Genomic DNA, 26,420 nt, shown 5'->3' on the forward strand with positions numbered 1-26,420 from the left:
ATTGACCCGCGACGCCCTCGGACGCCACTCACTCAGTCGTCGGCGAGCATGTCCCGCACGAGAGGCGCGACCTTCGTGCCGTAGAGCTCGATCGAGCGCATCATGCTCTCGTGGGCGAGCGTCCCGTGCGAGAACTTCAGATCGAACCGGTCGAGCTCCAGGGTGCGGATCGTCTGCGCGAGCTTGCGCGCGACGGTCTCGGGCGACCCCGCGTACACGGCACCGTCCGGTCCGAGATCGTGCTGGAACTGCAGGCGCGAGTAGGGCGGCCACCCGCGCTCCGCGCCGATCGCGTCGCGGTTGACCTTCATCGCCGGGAAGAGCTCCTCCCACGCTTGTTCGTCGGTGTCGGCGACATGACCGGGCGAGTGGACCCCGACCGGCAACCGGTCGGCACCCATCGCATCGCGGGTGCGGTGGAAGAGATCGACATACGGGCGGAACCGTGCCGCGCCGCCGCCGATGATCGCCAGCATCAGGCCATAGCCATTGTGGGCCGTTCGCAGCACCGACTCGGGAGAGCCGCCGACGCCCACCCACGCGCGGAGGCCGTTCTCGGTCTTCGGGAAGACATCCGCGTCCGTCAGCGCCGGTCGGGTCCGGCCCTGCCAGGTGACCGGCTGCTCGGACCGCAGCCGGCCGAACAGGTCGAGGCGCTCCTCGAAGAGGATCTCGTAATCGGCGAGATCGAACCCGAACAGCGGGAACGACTCGGTGAACGAGCCGCGTCCGAGGATGATCTCGGCCCGGCCGTTCGAGACGGCGTCGAGGGTTGCGAAGCGCTCGTAGACGCGCACGGGGTCATCGCTGGAGAGGACGGTGACCGCGGTGCCCAGGCGGATGTCCTTCGTGCGGGCCGCGGCAGCGGTCAGCACGATCTCGGGGCTCGACACGGCGAACTCGCGACGGTGGTGCTCCCCAACGCCGAAGAAGCTCAGTCCGACCTCATCGGCGAGCACCGCCTGGTCGACGACGTTGCGGATCGTCTGCGCGTCGGACAGCAGCTCGCCGTCGGCGCCGCGGGTGACGTCGCCGAACGTGTCGAGGGCGAACTGGACGGATGTCGCGGTCATGGGGCCACCTTTCATTCACCCGCATACAACGGCGGGACGGGAAGAGTATTCCCGTCCCGCCGTCGTCGTGTTCAGCCCTGTGCGAGCGCCATGCGGAGCGTGTCGAGTCCGACACCGCCCAGGCGCAGCGCCTTCATGTGAAAGGCCTTCACGTCGAACTGCTCGCCCGCGCGCGCGGCGTAGTCATCGCGGATCTCCTCCCAGATCCGCTGACCCACCTTGTACGACGGCGCCTGGCCCGGCCAGCCGAGATAGCGGTTGACCTCGAAGCGGATGAACTCCTCGGGCATGTTGACGTTGCGCTTCATGAACTCGAGCGCATACTCCGCGTCCCACACGCCCTCTCCGTCGGGGCGCTCCTTCCCCAGATGCACGCCGATGTCGAGCACGACGCGAGCGGCACGCATGCGCTGTCCGTCGAGCATGCCCAGCCGGTCCGCCGGGTCATCGAGGTAGCCCAGCTGCTCCATGAGGCGCTCCGCGTACAGTGCCCAGCCCTCGGCGTGTCCGCTCGACCCGGCGAGCAGCCGCCGCCAGGAGTTCAGCTCGAACCGGTTGTACACCGCCTGGGCGATCTGCAGGTGATGGCCCGGAACGCCCTCGTGATAAACCGTCGTCAGCTCACGCCAGGTGTCGAACGAGTCGACCCCCTCCGGCACCGACCACCACATGCGACCGGGGCGCGAGAAGTCGTCGGTCGGACCGGTGTAATAGATCCCGCCCTCGTTGGTGGGGGCGATCATGCACTCGAGCGTGCGAATGGGCTCGGGGATGTCGAAGTGGGTGCGACCCAGCTCGTCGACGGCGCGGTCGCTCGTCTCCTGCATCCACTTCTGCAGGGCCTCGGTGCCGTGGAGCTTCCGGGACTCGTCCTTCTCGAGGTGCGCCACCGCCTCTTCCACCGTGGCGCCGGGGAGGATCTCGTTCGCGATCGATTCCTGCTCCGCGACCATCCGGGCCAGTTCCTGGAGGCCCCACTCGTAGGTCTCGTCGAGGTCGATCGTGGCGCCCAGGAATCGGCGGGAGTGCAGCGCGTACAGCTCGCGCCCGACCGCGTCGGTCTCGCCCGCCTCGGGGAGGAGCTCACCGGTGAAGAAGGAGGCGAGAGCGTCGTACGCGACGCGGGCAGCGTTCGCGTTGTCCGCCAGCTCACGAGCCAACGATGCGGGGAGGCTGCCCTCGGTCGGCGCGGCATCTGCCGCGAACGTCGCGAAGAAACCCGTGTCCGCCGTGTAGCGACCGATCTGCGTGGCGACCTCGGAGACCTGACGGCGCGCCGGGACGACGCCGCGGGCGATGCCCTCGCGGAGCGTCTCGATGTACCCGTCGATCGCGGCCGGAACCGCACCGAGACGGTCGGCGATGACGCTCCAGTCGTCGACCGTAGCCGTGGGCATGAGGTCGAAGGTGTTGCGGATCTCCTGCGCGGGCGACGCGATCACATTCACGTCGCGCAGGTGAGCGCCCGCCTCGGCCAGCTCGATGTTCAGCCGCAGGTCACCGGCGAGGTCCGCCTTCGTGACGACATCGACGTCGTCCGTGGGCTCGGCCGCCTCGAGGGCGGCGAGGGTGCTGCGTGCGGCCTCGAGTGCGCGAGCCGTGCCCGCAGGCGAGTAGTCGTCGAGTCGTGCGTTGTGCTCGAAACGGCCGATGTACGTCGCGAGCCCGGGAGAGAGCTCGGCCAGGGTGTCGACCCACGCATCGGCGATCCGGTCGATCTGCGTGGGGGTGCGCTGTGCTTCGGTCATCCTCCGAGCCTACTGCGGCACCCCCGCGCGACGAGGTCAGTGACCGGCGACGTCCCAGTCGCCGCCGCGCCCGATCTGCACGTCGAGAGGCACCGTGAGCTGAGCGGCGTCGCCCATGCGATCGCGCACGATGCGCTCGGCGGCATCCCACTCACCCGCAGCGACCTCGACCACGAGCTCGTCGTGGATCTGCAGCAGCACACGAGAGCGGAGGCCCTCGGCGCGGAACTCGCGGTCGATCCGGAAGAGCGCGATCTTCATGATGTCGGCTGCGCTGCCCTGGATGGGTGCGTTCAGGGCGGCGCGCTCGGCATTCTCGCGGAGCACTCGGTTCGGACTCGCGAGGTCGGGGAACGGACGGCGCCGGCCGAAGATCGTCTCCGTGTAGCCGTCGATGCGGGCCTGCTCGACGCTCGAGCGCAGGTAGTCGCGCACCGCCCCGAAACGGGCGAAGTACTCGAGCATGAGCTGCTTGGCCTCCGACTGCTCGATGCGCAGCTGCTTCGACAGGCCGAACGCCGACAGGCCGTAGACGAGTCCGTACGACATGGCCTTGACCTTCGTGCGCATCGCCGGCGTGACATCGGCCGGATCGACGCCGAATACGCGCGCGCCGACGAAGCGGTGCAGGTCTTCGCCCGAGACGAACGCCTCGATGAGCCCGGGGTCTTCGGAGAGGTGCGCCATGATGCGCATCTCGATCTGCGAGTAGTCGGCGGTCAACAGGGTCTCGTGCCCCTCGCCCACCTCGAAGGCGGCCCGGATGCGGCGGCTCTCCTCATTGCGGATGGGGATGTTCTGGAGGTTCGGGTCGGTGCTCGAGAGCCGGCCGGTCTGGCTTCCCGTCTGCACGTAGGTCGTGTGGATGCGGTCGTCGGCGGCGATCGCGGTATCGAGCGACTCGATGATCTGACGCAGCTTGGTGGCTTCACGGTGCTGGAGCAGCAGCTCGAGGAACGGGTGCGGGTTCGACTCCTGCAGATCGGCGAGCACCGCCGCGTCCGTGGAGTACCCCGTCTTCGTCTTGCGGGTCTTCGGCAGCTGGAGTTGCTCGAACAATACCTCCTGCAGCTGCTTGGGCGAACCGAGATTCACCTCGCGGTCGATCGTGGCGTACGCGCGCTGTGCGATGTCGTCCGCTCGTGCCGCGAGTTCTGCCGAGAACGTCGAGAGCTTCTCGTGCGACACGGCAACACCCGCGAGTTCCATGTCAGCGAGGGTGTCGAGCGTCGGAAGCTCGATATCGGAGAGCACGGAGAGGACGGGCGCGGGCATCTCGGCGCGAACCGCCGCTGCCGTGCGCAACGCGAACCAGGAGAGCTGTCCCGGCGTGGCACCCTCCGTCTCGGGAACGAGCTGAGTCGGATCGGCCTCCGGCAGCTTCTCGTCGAGGTAGCGGTGGACGAGGTCGGCGAGCGTCTTGTCGGGGAAGCTGGGGCGCAGGAGCCACCCGGCCAGGATCGGGTCGAAGACGAGCCCGCCCAAGCGGACACCGCCGCGCCGCAGCGCCTTGACCTGGAGCTTGGCGTCGGAGATCACCTTGGGCGCGTCGGACTCGAGCCACAGGCGCAGGGCCTCGGCGACGTCGTCGCCCCAGGTGCCCTCGACCGCTTCGGCGGCGTCGGCCAGACCGATGCGCTGCGGAAAACCTCCCGCGACCATGACGGTCACGCCGACCTCGCCGTCGCGGGCCGCCGCCCACGCGGCGAGGTCGGCGGCGGAGAGCTCCGCGGCCGTCGGGGCCGGAACGGCGGGCGCGGCGGTCTCGACGGCCATCGCGGGATCTGCCCCCGCTGCCTCGAAGACGCGCGGCAGCAGCGTCCGGAACTCGAGCCGGGCGAAGATGTCGCGCACCGCTTCGGCGTCGATCGGGCCCACCGCGAGGTCTGCGGGCGTGACCCCGAGCTCGACGTCGCGGAGCAGCCGGTTCAGCGAACGATTGCGCCGCACATCGTCGAGGTGCTCTCGGAGGTTCCCTCCGACCACTCCCCCGATCTTGTCGGCGTTCTCGAGCAGGGCGTCGAGCGACCCCCACTGCGTGAGCCACTTGACCGCGGTCTTCTCGCCGACTTTGGGCACTCCAGGCAGGTTGTCGCTCGTCTCGCCGACGAGGGCGGCGATGTCGGGGTAATTCTGCGGCGGCAGACCATACTTCTCGATGACGGTCTCGGGCGTGTATCGCTTGAGCTGAGAAACACCCTGGACGCTGGGGTAGAGCAACGTCACGTCGTCGGTCACGAGCTGGATCGTGTCGCGGTCGCCCGAGCAGACGAGGACCTCGAATCCGTCCGCTTCGCCCTGGGTCGCGAGCGTCGCCAGGATGTCGTCGGCCTCGTAGTCCTCTTTCGTCAGCACCGTCACGTTCATCGCGGCGAGGCACTCCTGCAGAAGCGGGATCTGGCCCTTGAACTCGGCCGGCGACTCGGAGCGATTGGCCTTGTACTCCGTGTACTCGCGCGTACGGAACGACTGTCGCGACGTATCGAAGGCGACCGCGAGATGGGTCGGCTTCTCGGCCTTGATCAGGTTCACGAACATCGACAGGAACCCGTAGATGCCGTTGGTGTGCTGGCCGTCCTTCGTCGTGAAGTTGTCGACCGGCAACGCGAAGAACGCCCGGTAAGCCAGCGAGTGGCCGTCGACGACGAGAAGGGTAGGCTTTGCGGAGTCCGTCACCCGTCCAGCCTAACGACGACCGCGGACACCACGACCCGCTGCGACCGAGGGGTGAAGCATGCCCGAGAAGACCGACACCGACACCGGCCTGGCCTGGGCACAGGGCCGCGGCAAGGGAGCTCTCGCCGAGCGCATGGGCATCGAGTTCACGGAGTTCACCACCGAGCGCTGCGTCGCGACAATGCCCGTCGCGGGCAACACCCAGCCCGTGGGCCTGCTCCACGGCGGCGCGTACGTCGTGCTCGGCGAGTCTCTCGGATCCATGGCGGCGAACATGCACGCCGGCCCGGGACGCCTCGCCGTCGGCGTCGACATCAACGCCACGCACACGCGATCCGCGACGAGCGGTGTCGTGACGGGCGTGTGCACTCCCCTGCATCTCGGGCGCTCGATGACAGTGCACGAGATCGTCGTATCCGACGAGCAGGGGCGCCGGTGCTCCACCATCCGCATCACGAACCTCATCAAGGACGCCCCCGCGGCATCCTGACGCGACGACGAAGCCCCCTCCCGAACCGGGAGGGGGCTTTCTCGTCGCCGCGGCGCCGCGGACTACTTCTTGGGGGCGAGCTGCTCGATGATCGCCTTGGCCACGTCCTGCATCGTGAGGCGGCGGTCCATCGACGCCTTCTGGATCCAGCGGAACGCCTCGGGCTCGCTGAGACCCATCTTCTCGTTGAGCAGACCCTTCGCCCGGTCGACGAGCTTGCGGGTCTCGAAGCGCTCGACCATGTCGGCGACCTCGGCCTCGAGGGTGATGATCTGCTCGTAGCGGGCGAGCGCGATCTCGATGGCGGGGAGCAGATCGTTCGGGGTGAAGGGCTTGACGACGTAGGCGAGAGCACCGGCCTCGGTCGCCCGCTCGACGAGTTCCTTCTGGCTGAACGCCGTCAGCAGGACGACGGGCGCGATGTGCGCCTTGCCGAGCCGTTCGGCGGCCGAGATCCCGTCGAGGACGGGCATCTTGACGTCCATGATCACGAGATCGGGACGCAGCTCGGTCGCAAGCTGCACCGCGGTCTCGCCGTCGCCTGCCTCGCCGACGACGTCGTATCCGTTGTCGCGCAGGATCTCGACGATGTCGAGTCGAATGAGCGACTCGTCTTCGGCCACGACGACTCGGCGCGGTGCGGGAGCGGCCGACGTGGGGACCTCTTCTTGCTCTGTCACCTTTCGATCCTACGGTATGGGCGTTCCGAACACGGTTCCGTCGGGTGACACCGCGTGAGGCGGTATTGTCGATGTGCGTGCGCCGGTGTGGCGGAATGGCAGACGCGACCGACTCAAACTCGGTTGTCTTCGGACGTGTGGGTTCGACTCCCACCACCGGCACGACGAAAGGGCGGGCACCTCGTGGAGAGGTGCCCGCCCTTCGGCATTCACGTGGCGCTTACTGGATCGCCTGGTAGATCGGCGCGCGGCCGTTGACGGCGTCGCCGATCTTGTGGATGCGGATGTCGTTGGTCGATCCCTGGATTCCGGGAGGGGACCCGGAGATGACGACCACCTTGTCGCCGACCTCGGCGAGGCCGTTCGAAAGGAAGTAGTCGTCGACCTGGTGGAACATCAGGTCGGTGTGCGCGACCTCCTCCACGAGGCTCGAACGGATGCCCCACGTCAGGGCCATGCGACGACGGATCGCCGGGTCCGGGGTGAACGCGATCATGGGGATCTCGGGACGCAGACGCGACATGCGGCGCGCGGTGTCGCCGGACTCGGTGAACATGCAGAGGAACTTCGCCTCGATGAACTGCGCGACCTCCATGGCGGCGAGCGTGATCGCGCCGCCCTGCGTGCGCGGCTTCGCCGTCAGCGGTGCGATGCGCTCGAGACCGTGGGTCTCGGTCGAGTCGACGATGCGCGCCATGGTCTCGACGACGACGACGGGGTACTTGCCCACGCTGGTCTCGCCCGAGAGCATCACGGCGTCGGCGCCGTCGAGGACGGCGTTGGCGACGTCGCTGGTCTCGGCGCGCGTCGGCACCGGGTTCTCAATCATCGACTCCAGCATCTGGGTCGCGACGATCACGGGCTTGGCCATACGGCGGCACAGCGCCACGGCCTTCTTCTGCACGATCGGCACGGCCTCGAGCGGAAGCTCCACGCCGAGGTCACCGCGCGCGACCATGATGCCGTCGAAGGCGTCGATGATCTCCTCGAGGTTCTCGACCGCCTGCGGCTTCTCGATCTTCGCGATGACGGGGACCTTGCGGCCCTCCTCCGCCATGATCTCGTGCACACGCGTGACGTCGGCGGCATCCCGCACGAACGACAGTGCGATGATGTCGGCTCCCTGCTGCAGCCCCCAGCGCAGGTCGGCCTCGTCCTTGTCCGACAGCGCCGGAACGCTCACGGCGACACCGGGCAGGTTGATGCCCTTGTTGTTCGAGACGGGACCGGCGACGATGACCTTCGTCGTGACGACCGAGCCCTCGACCGACACGACCTCGACGCGGACCTTGCCGTCGTCGATGAGCAGGAAGTCGCCGGGCTTGACGTCGCCGGGCAGGCCCTTGAACGTCGTCGAGACGATCTCCTTGGTGCCGAGGATGTCGTCGGTCGTGATCTTGAAGACGTCGCCGACCGCGAGCTGGTGCGGCCCGTTCTCGAACTTGCCGAGACGGATCTTCGGCCCCTGCAGGTCGACCAGGATCGCGACGGGGCGACCTGCGTCGTCGGCGGCCTTCCGCACGTTGGCCCAGCGGGCCTCGTGCTCCGAATAGTCTCCGTGGCTGAGGTTGAATCGGGTCACGTCCACACCGGCGTCGATGATGGCTCGCACCATCTCGTAGCTGGCTGTGGCCGGTCCCAGGGTGGCGACGATCTTGGCGCGTCTCACTGATACTCCGGTGGTTTCGGGTCGGGAGGGGGGTTGGGTCCAGCCTATGCCCGCTGGAGCCCGATCGCGACGTCGGTCGGACGCACCGGCGCCGGAAGGTCGGTGTCGCCCATCAGATAGCGGTCGACAGCGGATGCCGCGGCGCGGCCCTCCGCGATCGCCCACACGATGAGCGACTGTCCGCGCCCGGCGTCGCCGGCCACGAACACACCCGGCGTGGTGGTCTGGTAGTCGTCGGCACGTTCCACGTTGCCGCGATCGGTGAACAACGTACCCAGCTGCGCCTCGAGCTCGGAGCGCTCGGGACCGGTGAAACCCATCGCGATCAGGACGAGGTCGGCGGGGATCTCGCGCTCGGTCCCGCTCTTGGGCACGCGGCGACCGTCGACGAACTCGGTCTCGGCGACGCGCAGCGCGCGCACCTCTCCCGCCTCGTTGCCGAGGAACTCGACCGTGGACGCCAGGTAGCTGCGCTCACCGCCTTCTTCGTGCGCGGAGGCGACCTCGAAGATGGTCGGCATCATCGGCCACGGCTGGGTGTCGGGGCGGTCCGACGGCGGCTGCTTGCCGATCGCGAGGTTCGTCACGCTGAGCGCGCCCTGACGGTGCGCCGTGCCGATGCAGTCCGCGCCGGTGTCACCACCGCCGATCACGACGACGTGCTTGCCCTCCGCGTGGATCTGGTTCGCGACCTGGTCTCCCGCGACGGCCTTGTTCGACTCGACGAGGTACTCCATCGCGAAGTGCACGCCGGCGAGGTCGCGGCCCGGGATCGCGAGGTCGCGGGGCAGGGTCGAGCCGGTCGCCACCACGACCGCGTCGTAGCGGGCGCGCAGCGCGTCCCACGAGATGTCCTTGCCGATCTCAACGCCGGCACGGAAACGCGTGCCCTCGTCCTGCATCTGACGCAGGCGCGCCTCGATGTGACGCTTCTCCATCTTGAAGTCGGGGATGCCGTACCGCAGCAGGCCGCCGATGCGGTCGTCGCGCTCGTAGACGGCGACGGTGTGACCGGCGCGGGTCAGCTGCTGCGCGGCGGCGAGTCCGGCGGGGCCGGAGCCGACGACGGCAACCGTCTTGCCCGTCAGACGCCCCGGGGGCTCGGCCTCGACCCATCCGTTGGCGAACGCCTCGTCGATCGTCGAGACCTCGATCTGCTTGATCGTGACCGGCGGCTGGTTGATGCCGAGAACGCACGAGCTCTCGCACGGTGCCGGACACAGGCGCCCGGTGAACTCCGGGAAGTTGTTCGTGGCGTGCAGACGCTCGATGGCCGAGCGCCCCTCGCCGCGCCACATGAGGTCGTTCCACTCGGGGATGAGGTTGCCCAGCGGGCACCCCTGATGACAGAACGGCACGCCGCAGTCCATGCAGCGCCCCGCCTGACGGCGGAGCACGGCGCTGTCACCGGGCTCGTAGACCTCGCGCCAGTCCATGATGCGGACGGGAACGGGACGGCGCTTGGGGAGCTCGCGCTCCGTGATCTTCAGGAAGCCCTTGGGGTCAGCCACGGGTCACCTCCAGGATGCGGCTCCAGACCTCGTCGCCGTCGGGGTCGAGCCCCTCGGCGGCCGCCGTCTGTCGGGTTTCGAGCACCGCGGCGTAGTCGCGCGGCACCACACGGACGAAGTTGGCGACCTCGTTCTCGAAGTCCTCCAGCAGCCGGGCTGCCAGCTCGGACCCCGTCTCGGCGACGTGGCGCTCGAGCAGGTCGCGGAGGATCTCGGCGTCGCCGGACCCCATCTCCCCGAGCACGAGCTCGCCGCTGGCCATGGCCTCGCGGTTCACGTTCGCGGTCTCGAGGCGGTAGACGTAGGCGTTGCCACCCGACATCCCGGCGCCGAGGTTGCGCCCGGTGGCGCCGAGGATCACGGCGAGGCCGCCGGTCATGTACTCCAGTGCGTGGTCGCCCACGCCCTCGACCACGGCCGTGGCCCCGGAGTTGCGCACGAGGAACCGCTCCCCCACGACGCCGCGCAGGAACATCGTGCCCTGCGTCGCACCGTAGCCGATGACGTTGCCCGCGATGACGTTCTCCGACGCGTCGAAGGCCGCTCCGCGCGGCGGGCGCACGACGATCTGTCCACCCGAGAGCCCCTTGCCGACGTAGTCGTTCGAGTCCCCCTCGAGACGCAGCGTGATGCCGGCGGGGAGGAAGGCTCCGAAGGACTGTCCGGCCGAACCCGTCAGGTTCACCACGATCGAGTCGGCAGGAAGGCCGTTCTCGCCGTGCGCGAGCGTGACCCGGTTGCCCAGCATCGTGCCCACGGCGCGCTCGGTGTTGCGGATGGGCAGATCGATCTCGATGTGACCGCCGTGCGCGACGACATCCTGCGCTCGTTCGATGAGCTGCACATCGAAGTGCGTGTCGAGCTCGTGGTCCTGGTCGCGCCGGTGACGACGCGGCGCGTCGTCGGCGAACGCGGGTCCGGTGAGGATGGGTCCGAGGTCGAGGCCGTTGGCCTTCCAGTGCTCGATCGCGCCGTCGACGTCGAGGACGTCGTTGCGCCCGATCGCCTCGTCGAGCGAGCGGAAACCGAGCTCGGCCAGGTACTCGCGGACCTCCTGCGCGACGAACTCCATGAAGTTCACCACGAACTCGGGCTTGCCGGTGAAACGCTCGCGGAGCACGGGGTTCTGCGTCGCGACGCCCACGGGACACGTGTCGAGGTGGCAGACGCGCATCATGATGCAGCCCTCGACGACCAGGGCGGTGGTGGCGAAACCGAACTCCTCGGCACCGAGCAGCGCGGCGATCACGACGTCGCGACCGGTCTTCAGCTGGCCGTCGGCCTGCACGACCACGCGGTCGCGCATGTCGTTGAGCATGAGCGTCTGCTGCGTCTCGGCGAGACCGAGCTCCCAGGGCGTACCGGCGTGCTTGAGCGAGTTGAGCGGGCTCGCGCCCGTTCCGCCGTCGTGCCCGGAGACGAGGATGACGTCGGCGAGGGCCTTCGCCGTTCCCGCCGCGACGGCACCGATGCCCGACTGGCTCACGAGCTTGACGTGCACCCGGGCGGCCGGGTTCGCGCGCTTGACGTCGAAGATCAGCTGCTTGAGGTCCTCGATCGAGTAGATGTCGTGGTGCGGCGGCGGCGAGATGAGGCCGACGCCCGGGGTGCCACCGCGGGTGCGGGCGATCCACGGATACACCTTGCCGGGCGGCAGCTGACCGCCCTCGCCGGGCTTGGCGCCCTGGGCGAGCTTGATCTGGATGTCGTCGGCATGCGTGAGGTACATGCTCGTGACGCCGAATCGGCCCGAGGCGACCTGCTTGATCGCGCTGCGGCGCTCGGGGTCGAGCAGACGCTCGACGTCCTCGCCGCCCTCGCCCGTGTTCGACTTCGCGCCGAGCCGGTTCATCGCGATCGCGAGCGTCTCGTGCGCCTCCTTCGAGATCGAGCCGTAGCTCATCGCGCCCGTCGAGAATCGCTTCACGATCGACGCGACCGACTCGACCTCGTCGATCGGCACCGGGGGCCGGACGCCGGTGCGCAGCTTGAACATGCCGCGCAGCGTCTTCAGCTCGGCCGCCTGATCGTCGACGAGCTTCGTGTACTCGCGGAAGATGTCGTAACGACGGGTGCGGGTCGCGTGCTGGAGGCGGAAGACCGTGTCCGGGTTGAACAGGTGCGGGGCACCGTCGCGGCGCCACTGGTACTCACCACCGGTCCACAGCCGCTCGTGGGCGCGGACGGCGGCGTCTTCCGGATACGCGTAGGCGTGCCGCGCGGCGTTCTCTGCCGCGATGACCTCGATGCCGATACCGCCGAGCTTGGTCTCGGTGCCGGTGAAGTAGTTCGACACGAACTCGTCGGAGAGCCCGACGGCTTCGAACACCTGGGCGCCGGCGTAGGACGAGACGGTCGAGATGCCCATCTTGGACATGATCTTCAGCACGCCCTTGCCGAGCGCGTAGATCAGGTTCTTGACGGCCTTCTCGGGAGTGACGCCGGTGATGTACCCGGCACGCACGAGGTACTCGACGGTCTCCATCGCGAGGTACGGGTTGACCGCCGACGCGCCGTAGCCGAGGAGAGTCGCGACGTGGTGGACCTCGCGGACATCGCCGGCCTCGACCACGAGACCGACCCGCATACGGGTTTGCTGCCGGATGAGGTGGTGGTGCACCGCGGCGAGCATGAGCAGGGACGGGATGGGGGCGAGGTCCTTGTTCGAGTCGCGGTCGCTGAGCACGAGGAACTCCGCGCCGTCCTCGATGGCCTGGTCGGCCTCGGCGCACATCTGCGCGAGGCGCTTCTGCATGCCCTTGTGACCGGCCTCGACGCGGTAGAGACCGCGGATCGTCACCGACGAGCGGCCCTTGAGGGCGGTGTCGATGTGCTGGATCTTGGCGAGCTCGTCGTTGTCGATCACGGGGAAGTCGAGCGTCACCGTGCGGGTGTGCTGCGGCCCCCAGGCCAGCAGGTTCGCCTCGGGACCGAGCCCGAGGGACAGGGAGGTGACGACCTCTTCGCGGATCGAGTCCAGCGGCGGGTTCGTCACCTGCGCGAACTGCTGCGTGAAGTAGTCGAACAGCAGGCGCGGGCGCTCGCTGAGCACCGCGACGGGGGTGTCGCTGCCCATGGCACCGAGAGGCTCTGCTCCCACCTGCCCCATGGGGGTGAGGAGGATGCGCACCTCCTCCTCGGTGTAGCCGAAGGTGCGCTGGCGGCGCGTGATCGACGCGATGGGGTGCACGATGTGCTCGCGCTCGGGCAGGTCCTTGAGCCGCACGCGACCGGCGTCGAGCCATTCCTGCCACGGGTGGAGCGTCGCGAGCTCGCGCTTGATCTCCTCATCCTCGACGATGCGGCCCGCGGCCGTGTCGACGACGAACATCCGCCCGGGCTGCAGGCGACCGCGGCGCTTGATCCGCTCGGGGGCGAAGTCGAGCACGCCGGTCTCGCTGCCGATGACGACCAGTCCGTCGGTGGTCTCGGTCCATCGTCCCGGGCGCAGGCCGTTCCGGTCGAGAGTGGCGCCCACGAGCGTGCCGTCGGTGAAGATGAGGGCAGCCGGGCCGTCCCAGGGCTCCATCTGGATGGAGTGGTAGTCGTAGAACGCCCGGAGATCGGGATCGATGTCGGTCTGCTTCTCGTACGCCTCGGGCACCATCATCATGACGGCGTGCGGCAGGCTGCGCCCGGTGAGCGTGAGCAGTTCGAGGACCTCGTCGAACGAGGCCGAGTCGCTCGCTCCGTCCGTGCAGATCGGCAGCAGCGGCTGCACATCGCCGAGCAGCTCGGACTCGAGCTGCGACTGGCGCGCGCGCATCCAGTTGCGGTTGCCCTTGACGGTGTTGATCTCACCGTTGTGCGCGAGCATGCGCAGTGGCTGCGCGAGCGGCCACGACGGGAAGGTGTTGGTCGAGTAGCGCGAGTGCACCACCGCGAGCTCCGACGCGAAGCGCTCGTCCTGCAGGTCGGGGTAGAACGGCTCGAGCTGGAGCGTCGTGACCATGCCCTTGTAGCCGAGCGTGCGGCTCGACAGCGACACGAAGTAGGCGTCGTGCTCATGGCGGGCGCGCTTGCGCAGGCGATAGACCCGGCGGTCGAGCTCGATTCCGGCGAGGGCGGGCGCGTCGCCAACGGCAGGACGCGACACGAAGAGCTGCTCGAAAGCGGGGCGTGCGGCGAAGGCGAGCTTGCCGAGGTTCTCATCCTCGGTCGGCACGTCGCGCCAGCCCAGGACCGTCAGACCCTCGGATGCCGCGAGCGCCTCGATGTCGGCCTTCAGAGCGTGGCGTTCGTCGGCGTCGCGCGGCAGGAACGCCATACCCGCGGCGTACTCGCCGGCGGGCGGCAGGTCGAAGTCGACGACCTCGCGGAGGAACGCATCGGGCATCTGCGTCAGAATCCCGGCTCCGTCTCCGGTTCCTGCGTCGGAGCCGATGGCGCCGCGGTGCTCGAGGTTGCGCAGAGCCGTCAAGGCGAGCTCGACGATGTCGTGACCGGCTTCGCCGCGCAGCGTGGCGACCATCGCCAGACCACACGCGTCCTTCTCGAACGCAGGGTTGTACATGCCCTGCTTAGGAGGGAATGAACCGAATCCGGACTTTTGGGGTCGAGGGCTCGAGGCCATACTGACCGTCCTCACATTGGTGCTGAAACCGGGACGACGTCGGCCCTGGGGAACTACTGCTTCGAGGTGACTGCGCTTGTGGCGCTGTCTGCGTGAGCTTCGGGCGTCGGGGGTGCGCTCAGATCCACGAAGTCTTCGGTGCTCTGCGATTGTAGCGCGCTCGGAGCGACCCATTCGCGACCCGGCTGATAAGGCGACGGCTCGTCGCCCGGGTGACGTCGCGTCTGCACCACGATGATCGCGATTCCGACCACGACGGCGAAGATCGCCGCCCAGACGTTGGTGCGGATGCCGAGGATGATCTCACTCGGGTCGATCCGGATCGACTCCCACACGATGCGGCCGGCGCCGTACCAGACGAGGTAGAGACCGAAGAGCTTGCCCCACTGCGCCCAGGCCTTGCGACCGACCCACAGCAGCACGAGCACGCCGAGACCGTTCCAGATCACCTCGTAGAGGAACGTCGGGTGGAAGAGCGTGTCAGGAGCCAGTCCCGCGGGGAACGCGGGGTTGTTGGGATTGATCTCCAGCCCCCAGGGCAGGTCGGTGGGGAGTCCGAAGAGCTCCTGGTTGAACCAGTTCCCGAAGCGCCCCATCGCCTGAGCGAGCAGGATTCCCGGAGCCAGCGCGTCGGCGAAGCTCCAGAACCGGATGCCGGTCCACTTGCAGCCGAGGTAGGCGCCCACGGCACCGCCGATGAGCGCACCGAAGATCGCGATGCCGCCTTCCCAGATGAAGAGCACCGCCCACGGGTTCTTGTCGGGTCCGAAGTAGAACCCCGGGTGCGTCAGGACGTGGAATGCGCGCGCACCCACCAGGGCCAACGGCACAGCCAGCAGTGCGATGTCGATGACGACCCACGGCTCCGCACCGCGCCTCGTGAGGCGGTGGTTGGTCATCAGCGTCGCGACGATGATCCCGGCGATGATGCACAGCGCGTAGAAGTGGATGCGCAGCGGGCCCAGGTCGATGTAGCTCACCGACGGGCTCGGGATGCTCGCGACGAGCGTGTGTGCAGCGTGGATCATCGGATCGTCCCTCGCAAATCGGTGGTCGTGCGACCGGAAAAGTCTAGACGCGCTCGCGGGCGGTGCCCGCCGCGAGTTCACGCGCGGTGTCGGTGAGTCCGGCCACTCCCCCGTCGCGCAGGGCACGCACGAGTGCGGTCCCGACGATGGCGCCGTCGGCATAGTCGACGACGCCCGCGACCTGCTCGGGCGTCGAGATGCCGATGCCGACGCAGGCGTGGGCTGCGCCGAGCGCACGGATACGGCCGACGAGAGTGCGGGCGGCCGCGTCGAGCTCCGTCCGCTCCCCCGTGATTCCCATGGTCGAAACGGTGTACACGAAGCCCGTGGAGGCCTCGACGATCATCCGCAGTCGCTCCTCGGTCGACGTCGGCGCGGCGAGGAAGACGCGGTCGAGCCCCGTGCGCTCCGACGCGGCGAGCCACTCTGGCGCTGCATCCGGAGTGATGTCCGGCGTGATCAGACCTGCACCGCCGGCCGAGACCAGGTCGTCGGCGAAGCGGTCGACGCCGTACTGCAGCACGGGGTTCCAGTAGGTCATGACGAGGATCGGGATGTCGACGCGCTCTGCGATCGCCCGGACTGCCGTGAAGGTGTCGCGCAGTCGGAAACCCGCGGCCAGGGCCACCTGGGTCGCCTCCTGGATGACGACGCCGTCCATCACGGGGTCGGAGTACGGGGGGCCGAGCTCGAGGACGTCGGCGCCGGCCTCTGCCAGCGCGACGGCGGCCTCGATGCTCGTCTCGAGATCGGGAAAGCCGAGCGGAAGGTAACCGACGAACGCGCCGCGCCCCTCGGCGTGTGCGGCCTCGATCGCCGCGGCCACGCGGGAGGTCACAGTTCCACTCCTTCGCCCGACGCCGCCTCGTCGTGTTCGGGCTCGACCACCGGCTCCGCACCGTCGTCGTACAGCTCGAACCAGCGCGCCGCGGTGTCCATGTCCTTATCGCCGCGCCCCGACAGGTTGACGGCGATGATGGCGTCGGGGCCGAGTTCACGTCCGATGCGCAGCGCACCGGCCAGCGCATGGGCCGACTCGATAGCGGGGATGATGCCCTCGGTGCGACTCAGCAGCCGCAGCGCCTCCATCGCCTCGGTGTCGGTGGCCGGGATGTAGGACGCACGACCGATGGACGCCAACCAGGCGTGCTCGGGGCCGACGCCCGGATAGTCGAGTCCCGCGGAGATCGAGTGCGACTCGACCGTCTGGCCGTCCTCGTCCTGCAGCACGAAAGTCTTCGCCCCGTGCAGGACGCCCGGGCGGCCCCGCCCGATCGACGCGGCGTGACGCTCGGTGTCGACTCCCTCACCCGCGGCCTCGACGCCGTACAGCGCGACGCCCTCGTCATCGAGGAAGGCGTCGAACATGCCGATCGCATTCGATCCGCCGCCGACGCAGGCGACGACGGCATCCGGAAGCCGACCGGTCTCGGCGAGGAGCTGCTCGCGTGCCTCTTCCGAGATGATTTTCTGGAAATCGCGCACCATGGCGGGGAAGGGATGCGGCCCCGCCGCGGTGCCGAAGATGTAGTTGGTGGTCTCGACCGAGGCGACCCAGTCGCGGTACGCCTCGTTGATCGCATCCTTGAGGGTGCGCGACCCCGTCGTGACCGGCACGACCTCGGCGCCGAGCAAGCGCATCCGCGCGACGTTGAGCGCCTGCCGTTCCGTGTCGACCTCGCCCATGTAGATCGTGCAGTCGAAGCCGAACAGGGCTGCGGCCGTCGCCGTCGCGACGCCGTGCTGACCGGCTCCGGTCTCGGCGATGACGCGCGTCTTGCCGAGACGCTTGGTCAGCATCGCCTGACCGATCACGTTGTTGATCTTGTGCGAGCCGGTGTGGTTGAGATCCTCGCGCTTGAGGAACACGCGCGCGCCACCGGCGTGCTCGGCGAAACGCGGCACCTCCGTCAATGCGGACGGACGTCCGGCGTAGGTCGCGAGGGTCCGCGTCAGTTCGGCCGCGAACTCGGGGTCGGCCATGGCCGACTCGTATACCGCTGTCAGCTCGTCGATCGCCGCGATGAGGGATTCGGGCATGAATCGCCCGCCGAACTCACCGAAGAAGGGACCGTGCTGTTCTCGCAGGCTCACGCGCCGGCCTCCAGGAATGCGTGCAGGGTGGTCCCGGGGTCGTTGGTCACGAGCGCCTCGCCGATCAGGACGGCGTCGGCACCCGCGCGACGGTAGTGGGACACGTCGTCGGGGGTGAGGACGGCGGACTCCGCGATCTTCACAGCGTCAGCCGGAAGGTGCTCCACGAGCCGGCCGAAGAGATCGCGATCGAGCTCGAACGTCGAAAGGTTGCGCGCGTTGACGCCGACCAGACGCGCTCCGATGTCGGTGGCACGATGCACCTCGTCGAGCGAGTGGGTCTCGACGAGCGGCGTCATGCCGAGTTCGAGCACGAGCTCGTGGAGCTCGGCCAGCACCGGCTGCTCAAGCGCGGCGACGATCAGCAGCACCAGGTCGGCGCCTGCTGCCCGTGCCTCGAAGACCTGGTAGGCGCCTGCGATGAAGTCCTTGCGGAGAACGGGGATAGACACCTCGGCGCGAACGGCCTCGAGGTCGGCCAGGCTCCCCTTGAAACGTCGACCCTCGGTCAGCACGGAGATGACGGATGCGCCGCCCTCCTGATACCGCGCGGCCTGCAGCGCCGGGTCGGGAATGGCGGCGAGATCGCCCCGCGAGGGGCTCGCGCGCTTGACCTCGGCGATGATTTTGACCCGCTCGGCCGGCGCGAGCGCCGCGAGGGCGTCCCGGGCCGGGGCCTGAGCGAGCGCGTCGCGCTCGACGACGGCGAGGGGCCGCTCGGCCGCACGGGCCTCGGCATCCTCGACGGCGCCGGCCGTGAGACCGGCCAGCACGTCAGTGCGCTTTCGGGGTGTACTTGTCGCCGTATGCGCCGTAGCCGGCCTTCGCCATGGCCCAGCCGACGATCAGGCCGACGACCAGGAGACCCGCGGACGCCCAGACCAGCACCGGCATGTCGAGCCAGAAGAACAGGGTGCCGAGCGCGAACGCCAGAAGCATGATCACCACAGCGGTCCACGCCGCCGGGGAGTGTCCGTGGCCGGGGTCGCCGATGTTGCTCATTGTTCTCCTTCGCGGGATTTCTCGGGCTGAGGTCAGTCTACCGGGGCTCAGGCGGTCGGATCGGACCCGCGGCTGAGGTCGTCCCAGGAATCGATCGGATCGTGCGAATCATGCGGACGCGATCCGCCGGGACGGCGGGCCTCGACCGCAGGGTCGGTGCGATAGCGGCGTGCGGTGCTGCGCCACGAGCGCGCCGTGACGAGAGTGAGCACGCCGCCCAGGAACACCGCCAGCGCGCCGATCGCCGTGATCCAGGCCCAAGCGGTGACGGTGATGGCCGACACGAGGGTCCCGACCGCCTCGACCCCCGCGAGGCCGGTCGTGTCGGCGACGACGCCGACCACGGCCTCCGGCGGTGCCGTGAGGGCGATCCGCAGCGACTCGGCGAGGAGAGCCGCGCCGATGAGCACGCCGATGACGCCGAAGACGTAGCGGAGCACCGTGCCGACGATCGACAGCGCCAGACCGAGCGCCAGCGCCGCCAGGCCGAGCGGGGTGACGAGCGGGAGCGCTTCGGTGCCCGGCACCGGAAGGACCGCCTGGGCGCCGTCGCGCAGCGTCGCCTCGAGCCAGGGCTGGGTCGCGCCGATGACCGCGAGGCCGCCGCCGACGACGGCCGCGAGGACGGCGAGCATGCGGGACCGGCGGATCATGGCACCGCGACGACGGGGTCGAGGTCGTCCGCGTCGAAGCATGTGCGGGTGCCGGTGTGGCACGCAGCACCAACCTGCTCGACGAGCAGGAGCACGGCGTCGCCGTCGCAGTCGAGCCGCGCCCCGCGGACGAGCTGGACGTGGCCGGACGTGTCGCCCTTGCGCCAGTACTCCTGGCGCGAGCGCGACCAGAAGGTCACGCGTCCGCTCGTGAGCGTGCGGCGCAGCGCCTCGGCATCCATCCACGCCAGCATGAGCACCTCGCGCGTGTCGTGCTGCTGGACGATCGCGGCGACGAGCCCGTTCGCGTCGAACGAGACCCGGGCGATGCGCTCGTCGATGCTCTCGGTCATCGCCGCACCTCGATGCCCTGAGCGGTCAGCGCGTCCTTGACGTCGCCGATCGTGAGCTGGCCTGAGTGGAACACGGATGCCGCCAGGACGGCATCCGCTCCTGCCTCGATGGCGGGGACGAAATGCTCCGTCGCACCCGCGCCGCCCGAGGCGATCACCGGGACGGACGAGATCTCGCGCATCAGCGAGATGAGCTCCAGATCGAAGCCGTCCTTGGTGCCGTCGGCATCGATCGAGTTGACGAGCAACTCCCCCGCACCCCGTTCGATGGCCTCGCGCGCCCAGGCGAGCGCGTCGATCGAGGTCGCCGTTCGCCCGCCGTGCGTCGTCACGACGAAACCCGATTCGGTGCCCTCGGCGCGCTTGACGTCGAGCGAGAGAACGAGGACCTGCGCGCCGAAGCGGTCGGCGATCTCACCGAGCAGCTCGGGGCGAGCGATCGCGGCCGAGTTGACGCCGACCTTGTCGGCACCGACCGAGAGGAGCCGCGCCACATCGTCGACCGAGCGGACGCCGCCTCCCACGGTGAGCGGGATGAAGACCTGCTCCGCGGTGCGACGGACGACGTCGTAGGTCGTGGCGCGTCCGTCGACGGTCGCGGTGACGTCGAGGAAGGTCAGCTCGTCGGCGCCCTGCTCGAAGTACAGTCGCGCGAGCTCGACCGGGTCGCCCATGTCGCGCAGATTCTCGAAGTTGACGCCCTTGACGACGCGACCGGCGGCGACGTCCAGGCACGGGATGACGCGGCGTGCCAACGTCATGTCAGAGCCTCGCGTTGTGGATCGCGGTGACGAGGATCGCGCGCGCGCCGATGGCGTACAGCTCGTCCATCGTCGTGTTCACGCTCGCGCGCGGCACCATCACGCGGACCGCCACCCACTCGGGGTCGCGCAGCGGCGAGATCGTCGGCGACTCGATGCCACCCGCGATAGCGACGGCCTCATCCACCAGCGCGGCCGGCAGGTCGTAGTCCACCAGCACGTAGCGGCGCGCGACGAGCACGCCGCGAAGCCGGCGCAGCAGCCGCTCGGTGCCGTCCGCATCGTGGGGACCCGCGATCAGCACGGCCTCCGAACGCAGGATCTCGGGACCGAAGACCTCGAGTCCGGCCTGACGGAGGGTCGTGCCCGTCTCGACGACGTCGGCGACGGCATCTGCGACGCCCAGGCGGACCGCGGACTCGACGGCACCGTCGAGCGGCACGAGGTCGACGGCGATCCCGCGCTCGTCGAGGAACGCGTCGACGAGCCCGGGGTACGACGTCGCGATGCGCTTGCCGGCGAGCTCGGCCACGTCGGTGAACGTGCCGGTCGGGGCCGCGAAGCGGAAGGTCGAACCCGCGAAGCCGAGCCGTTCGATCTCGCGCGCGCCCGGCATGCGGGCGTCGAGCAGCAGGTCGCGGCCGGTGATGCCGACGTCGAGGGCGCCCGAGCCGACGTAGGTGGCGATGTCCTTCGGACGCAGGTAGAAGAACTCGACCTCGTTGACGGGGTCGATGACGTGGAGGTCCTTCGAGTCGCGGCGTCCGGTGTATCCGGCCTCGGCCAGCATCTCGGCGGCGGTCTCGGCGAGCGATCCCTTGTTCGGGACGGCGATGCGCAGCATGGGGGTCTTTCTGTCTCGGAGCGGGAGGGCGGGGCGTCGCTCAGAGATGTCGGTAGACGTCTTCGGGGCTCAGACCCTTGCTGATCATGAGCACCTGCAGGTGGTAGAGCAGCTGCGAGATCTCCTCGGCCGTCTCGGCATCGGACTGGTACTCGGCCGCCATCCAGACCTCGGCCGCCTCTTCGACGATCTTCTTGCCGATGGCGTGCACACCGCGGTCGAGCTGCGCGACCGTGCCCGAGCCCTCGGGCCGGGTCTCGGCGATAGAGGTGAGCTCTGCGAACAGCGCGTCGAACGTCTTCACCTAGCCAGGGTACCGGCCCGCGACGGGCGATCCGACCGCGGCGGGCGACGGATCAGTGCCGGTGCGCCCGCAGCGCCCGATCGCGGAGGCTCGCGATCGCGGCATCCGGATCGTCGGCGCCGAACACCGCCGAGCCGGCCACGAACGTGTCGGCTCCGGCCTCGGCCGCCTGCGCGATCGTCGACTCGGAGATGCCGCCGTCGACCTGCAGCCAGACGGAAGAACCGCGACGGCGCGCCTCGTCGGCGAGCCGGCGGAGCTTGGGCATCTGGTCGGCCATGAAGCTCTGGCCGCCGAAGCCCGGTTCGACCGTCATGACGAGGATCTGATCGAACTCGTCCAGCACGTCGAAGAGGCCTTCGACGGGCGTTGCGGGCTTGACGGCGACACCGGCGCGTGAGCCGATCGAGCGCAGCCGGCGAGCGAGCGCGACGGGGTCGGTGGCGGCCTCGAGATGGAAGGTGACGCTCGCGGCACCGAGCTCGGCGTAGCCGGGACCCCAGCGATCGACGTCCGAGATCATCAGATGGACGTCGAGCGGAATCGGACTCGTGGCCTGGATCCGCTCGACCATTTGCGGCCCGAACGTCAGGTTCGGGACGAAGTGGTTGTCCATCACATCGACGTGGACGAAGTCGGCCGATCGGATGCGGCCGAGCTCGGCCTGCATGTTCACGAAATCCGCGGCCAGGATGCTGGGGTTGATGCGCAGGGCGTCGGCGTCGCTCACTCCCCCATTATCGCCGTTCACGGCTTCTGCAGCAGGGTGATGGACATGGCGTCGGTGCCGTGGCGGTGGGGCCACAGCTGCGCGCGGCCCGACCCGTCCTGCGGCTCGGGCAGATCGATCTCTCCCCGACTGACCGCCCGGACGACCTCGCGGGCATCGAGCTCCCGGAGATCGGGGTGGGCTGCTCGCACGTCGGCGACGACCACGGCGGTCTCGGCGAGGTGGGGAGAACAGGTCACGTAGGCGACGACCCCGCCCGGGGCGAGCGCATCGACGGCGGCGGAGAGCAGTTCGCGCTGGAGGGCGCTGAGGTCGGGGACATCCGCGGGGCTCTTGCGCCAGCGCGCCTCCGGCCGGCGACGGAGCGCGCCGAGCCCCGTGCAGGGCGCATCGACGAGGATGCGGTCGTAACGACCTCGGCCGGCACGCTCGCGCCCGTCCTCCTCCGACACCGGCACCTCGAGCGGAACGCCGGCGACCGAGGATCGAACGAGACGTGCGCGCGCAGACGAGATCTCGTTGGCCTCGACCACGGCCCCTCCCGCCAGGGCCTCGGCGGCCAGGACAGCGGTCTTGCCGCCCGGCGCGGCGCACAGATCGAGCCAGCGCTCACCGGCGCGGACCGGGAGCGCGCGCGACAGCGCGAGCGCCGCGAGCTGGGAACCCTCGTCTTGGACGCGGATGCGGCCTTCCGCGCGACGCACCATCGGCTCGGGATCACCGCCGTCGAGGCGGAAACCGAGCGGTGAGTACGGGGTCCGTGCCCGGTCGGCGGGGATGTCGGCGAGGCCCGGCAGCGCGGTCATCGTGACGCTCGGCGAGACGTTGTCGGCGGCCAGCAGCTCGTCGAGTTCGTCCGCGCGCCCCTCGGCCGCGAGTGCCCGACGGAACGCACGGATGACCCATACCGGGTGGGAGTAGCGCAGCCCGAGCCGCTCGTCGTCCGAGCGTGCTGCGGCATCCACCCGCTGCAGCCAATCGCCCGGGTTGTCCCGCGCGATGCGTCGCAGGACCGCGTTGGCGAAACCGGCCGCGTTGGGCGCGCCCGCGCGCCGCACCAGCTCGACGCTCTCGTTCACCGCGGCATGAGACGCGACCCGCGTCGACAGCAGCTGATGGACACCGAGGCGCAGCGCGTCGCGCACCGGCGGATCGATCGTGTCGATGGAACGCCCCGACGCCTGCTCGATGATCGCATCGTAGGTGCCCTGGCGGCGCAGCGTGCCGTATGTCAGCTCGGTCGCGAGCCCGGCGTCGGCAGGGCTCAGTCCCGCCCGCCGGAGCTCCTGCGGCAGAAGGAGGTTCGCATACGCGTCGGAGTCGGCCACCGCGCGCAGCACGTCGAAGGCGACACGGCGTGCGGGGTTCACGATCCCGCCTCGAGGCTGTCGACGCGCAGTCCGCGCCACCAGTCGGGAGCCGGCATCGCGCCGCGCCCCGCGGGCTGCACCGACAGGAGCGAGATCGTGCCGTCGGCGGTTCCGACGAGGACCTCCTTACCGACGAGGCGAATCTCGCGCGGTGCGAGGGCAGCGGCATCCGGCCCGCGCCTCGCAGACAGCACCTTGAGCCGCTGCCCGGCCACCGTGGTGTGCGCGCCGGGCTCGGGCGTCGTGCCGCGGAAGCGGTCGAGCACCGTGTCGGCGGGCAGTGCGAAATCGAGGAGCCCGTCGGCGAGCGTGAGCTTGGGAGCGAGGGTCGGCTCGCCCGTCTGCGCGACGGCGGTCGCGGTGCCGTCGGCGATCGCGTCGACGACATCCGAGACGGTGTCCGCACCCAGATCCGCGAGTTCGGCGAGAAGTCGCCCCGCGGTGGCGCCCCGGTCCACCGGGTGGCGCGTCTGCGCGAAGACATCGCCCGCGTCGAGCTCAGGAACGAGCTGGAACACGCTTACGCCGCTCACCCGGTCCCCGGCGATGAGCGAATGCTGCACCGGCGCCGCCCCGCGCCAGGCCGGCAGCAGCGAGAAGTGCAGGTTGATCCACCCGTGCCGCGGTGCCGACAGGAGCGGCTCGCGCACCAGCCCTCCGTACGCGACGATGACGCCGAGGTCGGCGCCCCACGACGTGATCGTCTCCGTCGCCGCCGCATCGAGGCGGTCGGTCTTCAGCACCGGCAGTCCGAGCTCAGCCGCGAGCGCGCCGACCGGCGAGGGCGTCAGCACGCGCTTGCGACCGAGCGGCGCGTCGCGGCGCGTCACGACTCCGACGATCTCGTGGCGAGAGGCGGCGAGTCGCCGGAGCGAGGGCAGGGCGGGTTCCGGTGTCCCGGCGAAGACGATGCGCATGGCGCTCCTCACAGATCGAGATCGGGCACGTCGAGACGTACTCTGAGTGTATTGCGCGGTCCTGGCGGCGCCCCGCGCCGACGACGCCCGCGCAGCGCCGCGGCGACGACCGACGCCCGAAGCGACTCGGCCACCGCGCGCCCCAGCGCGTACTCGAACCGCACGAGCGCACGGACGCCGTCTTCGCGCGGCACGGGGCCGAGAATCGACGTCTCGGTCAGAGCGGGCACATCGGCCCGCAGCTGCTCGATCGCCTCCGATACGGCTGACGCGGTCCCTTCCACGGCCGCGACGCGGACCGTCGGCGGCATGTGGAGCGGGGCCCTCTCGGCGAGCTCCGCCCGGGCGTACGCCGGTTGCGTCCATGTCGCGAGCGCGCGGGCGGCGGGACCTGCGACACCGACGAGGTGCACCGGCGCACCGGGCGCCGCGAGAGCCGCAGCATCCGACCACCACCGCAGACACGCCTCGGCGATCCGCAGCTGCTCGGTCATCAGCATCCGATCGCCGTCGAGCAGGATGACGGCGTGGTACCCGCCGGCGGCGAAGGGCTCCGCGCCGCGCGTCGCGATCACGAGGGCGGGTCTCGCATCGACGTGGGTGACCTGGTGCTCGCCGTCGGAGACGATGACACGGGTGTTCGGGAAGGCGCGTCCGAGCTCGTCGGCCGTGCGCTCGCTCCCCGACGACGCCATGCGCAGGCGCTGGGAGGAGCATGACGCGCATCCCCACGCCGGCGCACCCCGCCCGCACCACGCGCACTCGGGAACGGCACCCGGCCGACGGGCGCGCAGCGGACCGGCGCAATGCGTGCAGCGCGCCGGCGTGCGGCAGTCGGCGCACACCAGCACCGGGGCGTACCCGGGTCGTGCCACCTGCACCAGAACGGGTCCGTGCGTCAGCGCCTCGCGCGCCGCGGCGAACGCCGCCGACGGGACCCGCGTGCCCCGCGACTCGCCCTCGCGCGTCGCCGACAGCACGACCCGGGGGCTCTCACGACGGCGGGCCGCGATCTCGCGCACCCAGCCGAGTGCTACGAGACGCTCGACGTCGGTCGTCCGTGTCAGACCGACGAAGACCAGCGCGCAGGCCTGGAGCTCCTGCCGGACGAGGGCGGCGTCTCGCGCATGCACACCCGGGCTCAGCGGCTCCGCGAGCAGCGGATCGCCGTCGTCCCAGAGGAGGACGGCGCCGACGTCATGGGCAGGGGCGCACACGCTCGACCGATTGCCCACCACGATGCACGGCACCGGGGCCAGCAGCCGAAGGTACCCCGCGTAGCGCTCGGGGCCCGAGCGGCGCGCATCGTCCCTGACGACCGCTCCCTCGTCGACCCGACGCGCCAGGACGGAGAGGACATGCGCCTCGTCTCGGTGGTCGGGCACGACGACGACCGCGCTCTTGCCCCGCGCGAGCGTGAGCACGGCCAGCGCGGCGAGCAGTTCGGACCAGGCGGGGACGTCCTCGGCGGGGCGGGGCGGGGCGTCGACCGCGAGGCGCTCGCCGTTCTCGACCGCACCCTCCAGATCGGGGTACGCCGCCGTCGTCTCGCGGGCCCAGGCGAGGGACTCCGCGCTCACGACCGGTACGTCAGGCGGACCGGAGGCCGCCCAGGCCTTCTCGGCCCGCACCATCCGTTTCGGGATCACCAGCCGCAGGACATCGCTCGCCGACCCCGCGGCCCGATCGGCCACCCGGCGTGCGTGGGCGTAGAGCCGCTCCGGCAGCACCTCGACGGGCGAAACGACATCCTCGAGCTCGGACAGGGGACGGTCGCCGTCGGTCTCGTCGCCGAGCTCGACGAGGTAGCCCTCGACGGTGCGCCCGACCGTGCGGAGCGGCACCTTGACCCGCACACCGGGCAACGCGGCCTCGCGGAGGACGTCGGGAACGACGTAGTCGAAGAGGCGATCGAGCTGCGGCAGGGGCGAATCGATCAATACT

At 69.8% G+C, this 26,420-nt stretch carries 22 protein-coding genes and 1 tRNA gene; 2 read left to right on the top strand and 21 right to left on the bottom strand.

All coding sequences use genetic code 11. From position 1 onward, the window contains the following. Window positions 1–32: 32 nt before the first annotated feature. The 3 genes from VC184_RS07970 to polA form a co-directional block, all read right to left on the bottom strand. Window positions 33–1,073, bottom strand: a complete 1,041-nt coding sequence (locus VC184_RS07970) for an LLM class flavin-dependent oxidoreductase (protein ID WP_323987699.1) — start codon at window positions 1,071–1,073, stop codon at window positions 33–35. Window positions 1,074–1,144: 71 nt separating this feature from the next. Next, window positions 1,145–2,821 carry a DUF885 domain-containing protein gene (locus VC184_RS07975; protein WP_274177910.1) on the bottom strand — a complete coding sequence of 559 codons (1,677 nt, stop codon included), beginning with the start codon at window positions 2,819–2,821 and terminating at the stop codon, window positions 1,145–1,147. 36 nt (window positions 2,822–2,857) lie between these two features. Further along, window positions 2,858–5,497: a DNA polymerase I gene (gene polA / locus VC184_RS07980; RefSeq protein WP_282500990.1), complete on the bottom strand. Its 2,640-nt coding sequence runs from the start codon at window positions 5,495–5,497 to the stop codon at window positions 2,858–2,860. Window positions 5,498–5,555: 58 nt separating this feature from the next. Here polA and VC184_RS07985 point away from each other — a divergent pair, with 58 nt between their 5' ends. After that, window positions 5,556–5,987, top strand: a complete 432-nt coding sequence (locus tag VC184_RS07985; RefSeq protein WP_282500991.1) for a hotdog fold thioesterase — start codon at window positions 5,556–5,558, stop codon at window positions 5,985–5,987. A 62-nt stretch (window positions 5,988–6,049) separates the two neighbouring features. Here VC184_RS07985 and VC184_RS07990 read toward each other — a convergent pair whose 3' ends face one another. Continuing rightward, on the bottom strand, window positions 6,050–6,667 hold the full coding sequence (locus VC184_RS07990; RefSeq protein WP_112614836.1) for an ANTAR domain-containing response regulator: 618 nt from the start codon (window positions 6,665–6,667) through the stop codon (window positions 6,050–6,052). Between the two features lie 81 nt (window positions 6,668–6,748). Between VC184_RS07990 and VC184_RS07995 the strand changes: the two genes are divergently transcribed. Further along, window positions 6,749–6,829, top strand: a tRNA-Leu gene (locus tag VC184_RS07995). Window positions 6,830–6,887: 58 nt separating this feature from the next. Here VC184_RS07995 and pyk read toward each other — a convergent pair. The 17 genes from pyk to VC184_RS08080 form a co-directional block, all read right to left on the bottom strand. Then, window positions 6,888–8,336, bottom strand: a complete 1,449-nt coding sequence (pyk, locus tag VC184_RS08000) for a pyruvate kinase (protein WP_112614838.1) — start codon at window positions 8,334–8,336, stop codon at window positions 6,888–6,890. A 44-nt stretch (window positions 8,337–8,380) separates the two neighbouring features. After that, a complete protein-coding gene (locus VC184_RS08005) occupies window positions 8,381–9,847 on the bottom strand; it encodes a glutamate synthase subunit beta (protein ID WP_112614840.1) in 1,467 nt (488 codons plus the stop codon). Then, the gene (gltB, locus tag VC184_RS08010) at window positions 9,840–14,420 is read right to left on the bottom strand and encodes a glutamate synthase large subunit (protein WP_323987700.1); all 4,581 of its coding nucleotides are present in this window, start codon (window positions 14,418–14,420) and stop codon (window positions 9,840–9,842) included. The genes VC184_RS08005 and gltB overlap by 8 nt, the downstream gene beginning before the upstream one ends. 53 nt (window positions 14,421–14,473) lie before the next feature. Further along, window positions 14,474–15,448 (bottom strand): prolipoprotein diacylglyceryl transferase, encoded by a 975-nt coding sequence (gene lgt / locus VC184_RS08015; protein WP_274177915.1) that lies wholly within the window; start codon window positions 15,446–15,448, stop codon window positions 14,474–14,476. 43 nt (window positions 15,449–15,491) lie between these two features. After that, window positions 15,492–16,286 carry a tryptophan synthase subunit alpha gene (trpA, locus tag VC184_RS08020; protein WP_112614846.1) on the bottom strand — a complete coding sequence of 265 codons (795 nt, stop codon included), beginning with the start codon at window positions 16,284–16,286 and terminating at the stop codon, window positions 15,492–15,494. Continuing rightward, window positions 16,283–17,542 (bottom strand): tryptophan synthase subunit beta, encoded by a 1,260-nt coding sequence (gene trpB, locus VC184_RS08025; protein ID WP_112614848.1) that lies wholly within the window; start codon window positions 17,540–17,542, stop codon window positions 16,283–16,285. The genes trpA and trpB overlap by 4 nt, the downstream gene beginning before the upstream one ends. Beyond that, window positions 17,539–18,315 (bottom strand): indole-3-glycerol phosphate synthase TrpC, encoded by a 777-nt coding sequence (gene trpC, locus VC184_RS08030; RefSeq protein WP_274177916.1) that lies wholly within the window; start codon window positions 18,313–18,315, stop codon window positions 17,539–17,541. Before trpC ends, trpB begins: the two co-directional genes overlap by 4 nt. 1 nt (window position 18,316) lies before the next feature. After that, entirely contained in the window at window positions 18,317–18,544 is a 228-nt protein-coding gene (locus VC184_RS08035) for a DUF6704 family protein (RefSeq protein ID WP_023950623.1), read from the bottom strand. Between the two features lie 47 nt (window positions 18,545–18,591). Then, on the bottom strand, window positions 18,592–19,197 hold the full coding sequence (locus VC184_RS08040) for a Trp biosynthesis-associated membrane protein (protein WP_274177917.1): 606 nt from the start codon (window positions 19,195–19,197) through the stop codon (window positions 18,592–18,594). Further along, window positions 19,194–19,550, bottom strand: a complete 357-nt coding sequence (gene hisI, locus VC184_RS08045; RefSeq protein ID WP_112614854.1) for a phosphoribosyl-AMP cyclohydrolase — start codon at window positions 19,548–19,550, stop codon at window positions 19,194–19,196. Before hisI ends, VC184_RS08040 begins: the two co-directional genes overlap by 4 nt. Further along, on the bottom strand, window positions 19,547–20,311 hold the full coding sequence (gene hisF / locus VC184_RS08050; RefSeq protein ID WP_112614856.1) for an imidazole glycerol phosphate synthase subunit HisF: 765 nt from the start codon (window positions 20,309–20,311) through the stop codon (window positions 19,547–19,549). The genes hisI and hisF overlap by 4 nt, the downstream gene beginning before the upstream one ends. 1 nt (window position 20,312) lies before the next feature. After that, a complete protein-coding gene (gene hisG, locus VC184_RS08055) occupies window positions 20,313–21,155 on the bottom strand; it encodes an ATP phosphoribosyltransferase (protein WP_094261495.1) in 843 nt (280 codons plus the stop codon). Window positions 21,156–21,195: 40 nt separating this feature from the next. After that, a complete protein-coding gene (locus VC184_RS08060; protein WP_023950618.1) occupies window positions 21,196–21,459 on the bottom strand; it encodes a phosphoribosyl-ATP diphosphatase in 264 nt (87 codons plus the stop codon). Window positions 21,460–21,511: 52 nt separating this feature from the next. Then, complete coding sequence (gene rpe, locus VC184_RS08065; protein WP_240309867.1) at window positions 21,512–22,129, bottom strand: ribulose-phosphate 3-epimerase; 618 nt, start codon at window positions 22,127–22,129, stop codon at window positions 21,512–21,514. A gap of 77 nt (window positions 22,130–22,206) precedes the next feature. Further along, window positions 22,207–23,559 carry an RsmB/NOP family class I SAM-dependent RNA methyltransferase gene (locus VC184_RS08070; RefSeq protein WP_282500993.1) on the bottom strand — a complete coding sequence of 451 codons (1,353 nt, stop codon included), beginning with the start codon at window positions 23,557–23,559 and terminating at the stop codon, window positions 22,207–22,209. Then, a complete protein-coding gene (fmt, locus tag VC184_RS08075) occupies window positions 23,556–24,476 on the bottom strand; it encodes a methionyl-tRNA formyltransferase (RefSeq protein ID WP_323987701.1) in 921 nt (306 codons plus the stop codon). Before fmt ends, VC184_RS08070 begins: the two co-directional genes overlap by 4 nt. 8 nt (window positions 24,477–24,484) lie before the next feature. Continuing rightward, entirely contained in the window at window positions 24,485–26,416 is a 1,932-nt protein-coding gene (locus tag VC184_RS08080) for a primosomal protein N' family DNA-binding protein (protein ID WP_323987702.1), read from the bottom strand. Window positions 26,417–26,420: the final 4 nt, after the last annotated feature.

This window comes from Microbacterium plantarum (assembly GCF_035231185.1).
GTDB classification, from domain to species: Bacteria; Actinomycetota; Actinomycetes; order Actinomycetales; family Microbacteriaceae; genus Microbacterium; species Microbacterium plantarum.

What these genes read in the sequence shown, in the direction of transcription:
- VC184_RS08035 (WP_023950623.1), bottom strand. Translation starts at nt 18,544, where the DNA reads ATGAGCAACATCGGCGACCCCGGCCACGGACACTCCCCGGCGGCGTGG.
- rpe (WP_240309867.1), bottom strand. Translation starts at nt 22,129, where the DNA reads ATGCAGGCCGAGCTCGGCCGCATCCGATCGGCCGACTTCGTCCACGTC.
- gltB (WP_323987700.1), bottom strand. Translation starts at nt 14,420, where the DNA reads ATGGCCTCGAGCCCTCGACCCCAAAAGTCCGGATTCGGTTCATTCCCT.
- lgt (WP_274177915.1), bottom strand. Translation starts at nt 15,448, where the DNA reads ATGATCCACGCTGCACACACGCTCGTCGCGAGCATCCCGAGCCCGTCG.
- hisI (WP_112614854.1), bottom strand. Translation starts at nt 19,550, where the DNA reads ATGACCGAGAGCATCGACGAGCGCATCGCCCGGGTCTCGTTCGACGCG.
- VC184_RS07975 (WP_274177910.1), bottom strand. Translation starts at nt 2,821, where the DNA reads ATGACCGAAGCACAGCGCACCCCCACGCAGATCGACCGGATCGCCGAT.
- hisG (WP_094261495.1), bottom strand. Translation starts at nt 21,155, where the DNA reads ATGCTGCGCATCGCCGTCCCGAACAAGGGATCGCTCGCCGAGACCGCC.
- VC184_RS07985 (WP_282500991.1), top strand. Translation starts at nt 5,556, where the DNA reads ATGCCCGAGAAGACCGACACCGACACCGGCCTGGCCTGGGCACAGGGC.
- hisF (WP_112614856.1), bottom strand. Translation starts at nt 20,311, where the DNA reads ATGACGTTGGCACGCCGCGTCATCCCGTGCCTGGACGTCGCCGCCGGT.
- VC184_RS07970 (WP_323987699.1), bottom strand. Translation starts at nt 1,073, where the DNA reads ATGACCGCGACATCCGTCCAGTTCGCCCTCGACACGTTCGGCGACGTC.
- fmt (WP_323987701.1), bottom strand. Translation starts at nt 24,476, where the DNA reads ATGCGCATCGTCTTCGCCGGGACACCGGAACCCGCCCTGCCCTCGCTC.
- VC184_RS08040 (WP_274177917.1), bottom strand. Translation starts at nt 19,197, where the DNA reads ATGATCCGCCGGTCCCGCATGCTCGCCGTCCTCGCGGCCGTCGTCGGC.